The sequence below is a fragment of the Corallococcus terminator genome (assembly GCF_003611635.1).
In the GTDB taxonomy this organism is placed as follows: domain Bacteria; phylum Myxococcota; class Myxococcia; order Myxococcales; family Myxococcaceae; genus Corallococcus; species Corallococcus terminator.
Window position 1 is genome coordinate 1 of record NZ_RAVZ01000511.1, and the last position, 4,589, is coordinate 4,589.

General features: G+C 68.1%; 4 protein-coding genes. All 4 read right to left on the reverse strand.

Annotated features, from left to right (window positions below):
• Positions 1 to 82 precede the first annotated feature (82 nt).
• Positions 83 to 1,117, reverse strand: coding sequence for a ChaN family lipoprotein (locus D7V88_RS39125; RefSeq protein ID WP_120545621.1), 1,035 nt, complete (start codon positions 1,115 to 1,117; stop codon positions 83 to 85).
• 182 nt (positions 1,118 to 1,299) lie between these two features.
• The gene (locus D7V88_RS39130; RefSeq protein ID WP_147449068.1) at positions 1,300 to 1,755 is read right to left on the reverse strand and encodes a hypothetical protein; all 456 of its coding nucleotides are present in this window, start codon (positions 1,753 to 1,755) and stop codon (positions 1,300 to 1,302) included.
• A gap of 168 nt (positions 1,756 to 1,923) precedes the next feature.
• On the reverse strand, positions 1,924 to 2,415 hold the full coding sequence (locus tag D7V88_RS39135) for a hypothetical protein (RefSeq protein ID WP_208726722.1): 492 nt from the start codon (positions 2,413 to 2,415) through the stop codon (positions 1,924 to 1,926).
• A gap of 83 nt (positions 2,416 to 2,498) precedes the next feature.
• Positions 2,499 to 4,526, reverse strand: a complete 2,028-nt coding sequence (locus tag D7V88_RS39140) for a YgiQ family radical SAM protein (RefSeq protein ID WP_120545624.1) — start codon at positions 4,524 to 4,526, stop codon at positions 2,499 to 2,501.
• Positions 4,527 to 4,589: the final 63 nt, after the last annotated feature.

Genomic DNA, 4,589 nt, shown 5'->3' on the forward strand with positions numbered 1-4,589 from the left:
GGCCTCGAACGCTTCCGCGACGCACGCCCACTCCGGCTTCGCCACCTGCTTCGCCATGCCCACCAGCGTCCGCCGCGCACCGCTACGCCGGCAATCCCTCACCGCACGTCGTTGGCCGGACGGTTACGGCCTTCCGCTCCCGCAGCGCCTTGCACGGGTCGTCTTCCGGCATCGCGGGAGTGAACCAGACGTAGTCGTAGGGCAGGGACGCGGCGTCCACGAGCGCCGCGTAGTCCTGGGGCCTCAGGGCCTCCGGTGAGACCTCCAGGAGCGCCACGCTCAGCACCTTCGCGTCCGGGTCCCGGCGCCTCAAGTGCGCAGGGACCGCCCGGTCCTTGCGCACGTGGCCGTTGCCGGTGATGAGCAGCGCTCCGTTGCCCACGGACAGGCCCAGCATTTGGTCCGCCATCATCGCGTCGCGGGCTCGCTGGGCCAGGGCCATGGGTTCCAGCATCTCCTGGGGCAGGTGTCCGCAGTGGGAGCGGTCCAGTTCCTCGCGGACCGCCTTCGCTTCGGCTTCGGGGACGGGGGCGTCCAACTGCAACCGGGTGCGCAGCTCCACGGGCAGGGCCTCCGGGCCCTTCATCACCAGCTCGCGCACCTGGGCGCGGGGCAGGTTGGCGGCGACGATGGGCAGTTGCGCTTCGAGGCCCGCGTTGAACACCGGGGCGTAGAGGCTGAAGGCGGGCCAGCCGCTGTTGGCCCAGTCCAGGGCCTGGGCCAGCGCTTCGGCGTCACCCGGGTTCTTCTTCAGGGATGCGGCCACCGTGGACCATTGGGAGACATCCAGCATCTCGAACGCGAGCGCCGGACGCCGGCCCGCGTAGACCGTTGCCCGCACCAGTTCCGCCTGGAGCCGGTGGTGGTCCGGATGATCATGCCGCTCTCCCAGGAGGACGTACTGCGTGGAGAACACCGCCTTGCGCAGGGCCTCCTCGTCCACGAACCTTCCGCCCACCACATCCCAGATGCGGCCCACCAGCGGGTGGTCCTGATGCTGCGTAGCGGTCCAGGTGCTGGAGGGTGCAGGAGGTGCATCGTTCTTCACGGGGACCTGTTTGCTGGCACAGCCTGCGAACATCAGGAGGGCGGCAAGGATGGATGGAGCACGTGTCATCCTCCCATCCAAGCCGGGATGCGCCGCGATTACCTCCCTGAAAATGACTGGGCCCGCGCTCCCGAACAGAAGGAGGCGGACCCAACTTCATGTCCTGCGGAAAAGCCCGGCTCTACTTCGCAATGCGAGACAGGACAACTGACACCCGGATTGCTGCCTCAGCGAGGCTGCGCGCATGGAGGTTAGCGAGCGACGACCGTATACCAGCCGTTGCAGCTCATGAGGGACTGACCGCTACCGATGCAGGCGCGGACGGACAAGATTGTGCCGGAAGCAAAGGAGAGGTTGAGGGGGGGACCATTGCCGACACCAGTTCGATTCCAGAGGGTAAAGATCTGACCGTTGAAATTGAGCTGGGCCACGGCTGCGAGGCCATCCGCTGAATTGTCCCTGGCATAGAGATTGTCATCATCCGTGAAGAGCGCATCGGAGGCTCCACCCGGGCCTGGAATGACGTCGGTCGCGAACGCCGAAACGGGCCTGTCCGTGTCCTCCGTCGTCGGTCCCTGCGTGTCCGGCGTCTCCTGACCCTGGGTGGGCGCCTCATCCCCGGGCTGCCCACCGCATCCGAAAAGCAGACCGCACAACGACAGCGTCAGCGCGAACTTCGAACCAGACATGGAGTTCTTCCCTTTCATGAGCGCGGGATGTCGCTCATGGGAAAGAGTTAGGAATCGATTCCATGTCTGTCAAGCAAGGCAGGTTTTTCTTGTCTGTGTCTGTTCGCTGACAAAGACAGGGCCCGCGCTCCAGACAGAAGGAGGCGGGCCCGCGTGCTGCGATTGGCTGTCTGTGGACGGCAGGGACTACTTGGAGTCCACGACCAGCACCATCCACCGGTCGGTGCCGTGGTCGATGCGCACGTTGGAGGCGCCGGCCTCCTGGAGCTGCTGCACGATGCGCTCCAGGAACTGGAGGTGCTCCTGTGGCGCGTCCACGAACACGTTGCGCGAGCCCGGGCCCTTGGCCTTGGGCTTCTTCGCGGGCGCCGAACCGTTGAGCAGCTCCGGCGTGGCCGCGGACTTCAGGAGCGCGCCGGCGTCCTCCACCGTCACCTCGGGACGCTCATCCTGGACCTCGACTTCGGGCTCCTTGGGCGCGGGCGTGCTGGGGCTGGAAGACAGGTCCTTCTTCGCCTGCTCGCGCAGTTCGTTGAAGGTGCGCAGGTTGATGGTCGCGCCGAACCGGTCCTTGAAGCTCTCCAGGGCGTCCTGGCGGCTCAGGTCGGGCTGGGTGCGGAAGAGGTCGAGCAGGAACGCGTGGCGCTCCTGCGACTGCTCCTGGGAGGTCCTGGGCATGGGTGTGTGGCTCCGACGGTGTTGGGTGCTTGGAAGGCGGCGCACCCTATACCCGAGCCACCCCCCCGAGCGAAAGCCGAGGGCTACTGCCGTCCGCGCGGGCCCGGACGCGGCGTGCGTCCTCCGCTGCGCCCCGACGGGCGCGGCTGCACCGGGCGCGGCCACGCGTTCGTCGCGAGCCCCTGCTCCTCCCCGGCGCCGTCCCCCGTGCGGCGCAGGCGCGCGGCCTCCGCGGCGGACTCCGGGGGCACCAGGGCATGGGGACCCCGGCCGATGAGGTCCGCGCGGCCGGCGAGCCGCAGCGCTTCACGCGCCAGCGGCCAGTGCTCCGGGTTCCAGTAGAGCAGGAGCGCCTTCTGCAGCCGTTTTTCGCGCAGGCCCTTCGCCGTGTACACGGGCTCCATCTTCAGCGGGTCCAGGCCCGTGTAGTACATGGCCGTCGCTACCGACATGGGCGTGGGGATGAAGTCCTGCACCTGCCGGGGCCGCTTGCCCTTCTCCTTCAGCCACTGGGCCAGCATCACCATGTCCTCCAGCGTGGACCCGGGGTGCCCGCTGATGAAGTAGGCGATGTCGTACTGCTCCTTGCCCGCGTCTTCGCTCGCGCACGCGAACATGTGCTGGAAGCGCTCGAAGCTCTCGATGCCGGGCTTCTTCATCTTCTCCAGCACGCGCGGCGACACGTGCTCGGGCGCCACCGACAGTTGGCCTCCCACGTGGTGCGCCGCCAGCTCCTTCACGTACTCCGGCGAAAGCTCCGCCAGGTCGTAGCGCACACCGCTCGCGATGAAGACGTGCTTGATGCCTTCCTCCTGGCGCACCTGCCGCATCAGGTCGATGAGCGGCCCGTGGTCCGTCTGGAGGTTCTCGCAGACGCCCGGGTGCACGCACGACAGCTTGCGGCACTTGCTTTCGATGACCTCGCTCTTGCACTTGAGCTTGTACATGTTGGCCGTGGGGCCACCCAGGTCGGTGATGGTGCCCCGGAAGTCACCCATGCGCCGCACCGCGCGCACTTCGCGCAGCACGCTCTGGGCGGAGCGGCTCTGGATGACGCGGCCCTCGTGCTCGGTGATGGAGCAGAAGGTGCAGCCGCCGAAGCACCCGCGCATCAGCACCACCGAGTGCTTCACCGTCTCGTAGGCGGGGATGGGCTCGGAGTACATCGGGTGCGGCACGCGGTTGAGCTTCAGGTCGTACAGCTCATCCATCGCGACCGTGGCGGTGTCGTCGGGCTTCATGCCGGCGCCATCCTCCAGCGGCCGGGCGGGCGGGTTCATGTAGATGGCCCGGTTGCCGTGGCGCTGCGCGATGGCGCGCGCGTTGCCGGGGTTGGTCTCCATCTGGAAGTCGCGGCTCATCACCGCGAAGGCGCGCGTGTCCGCCACCACCTCCTCATAGGAGGGCAGCACCACCACCTTCTCGCGGTCCGCGGCCCGCTTCGCCGGGTCCGCCTCCAGGAGCTTCATCGCCGCGTCGTTGATGAGGTGCGCGGTGCCCCGGATGTCCTTCAGGTCCTCGATGCGCTCGCCCCGGTTGAGCCGGTCCGCGATCTCCCAGATGGGCCGCTCGCCCATGCCGAACACCAGCAGGTCCGCCTTGGCGTCGAAGAGGATGGAGCGGCGCACCTTCTCGCTCCAGTAGTCGAAGTGCGCGATGCGGCGCAGGCTGGCCTCGATGCCGCCCAGCACCACGGGTGCGTCCGGGAAGGCCTCGCGGCAGCGCTGCGCATAGACGATGGACGCGCGGTCCGGCCGGCAGTTGGTGCGCCCGCCCGGGCTGTACTGGTCCTCCGAACGGTTCTTCTTCTGGGCCGTCAGCCGGTTGAGCATCGAGTCCAGGTTGCCCGCCGCCACCCCGAAGAAGAGCCGGGGCTTGCCCAGCGCCTTGAAGGGCTCCGCCGAGTGCCAGTCCGGCTGCGGGATGATGCCCACCTTGAAGCCCCGCCCCTCCAGGAAGCGCGCGATGAGCACCGGGCCGAACGCCGGGTGGTCCACGTAGGCGTCGCCGCTCACGATGATGATGTCGCACTGCTCCCACCCCCGTGCCTGCATGTCGGCGCGGGTGACGGGAAGGAACGGGTGGGCGTAGCGAGGGGTGACTGAGGCCATGGGGTCCTCCCCAATAAAGTGGGGCGGGGCCACCCAACCCCATCGGGCAGGGCTCTGTCCACT

What these genes read in the sequence shown, in the direction of transcription:
- D7V88_RS39125 (WP_120545621.1), bottom strand. Translation starts at nt 1,117, where the DNA reads ATGACACGTGCTCCATCCATCCTTGCCGCCCTCCTGATGTTCGCAGGC.
- D7V88_RS39130 (WP_147449068.1), bottom strand. Translation starts at nt 1,755, where the DNA reads ATGAAAGGGAAGAACTCCATGTCTGGTTCGAAGTTCGCGCTGACGCTG.
- D7V88_RS39135 (WP_208726722.1), bottom strand. Translation starts at nt 2,415, where the DNA reads ATGCCCAGGACCTCCCAGGAGCAGTCGCAGGAGCGCCACGCGTTCCTG.
- D7V88_RS39140 (WP_120545624.1), bottom strand. Translation starts at nt 4,526, where the DNA reads ATGGCCTCAGTCACCCCTCGCTACGCCCACCCGTTCCTTCCCGTCACC.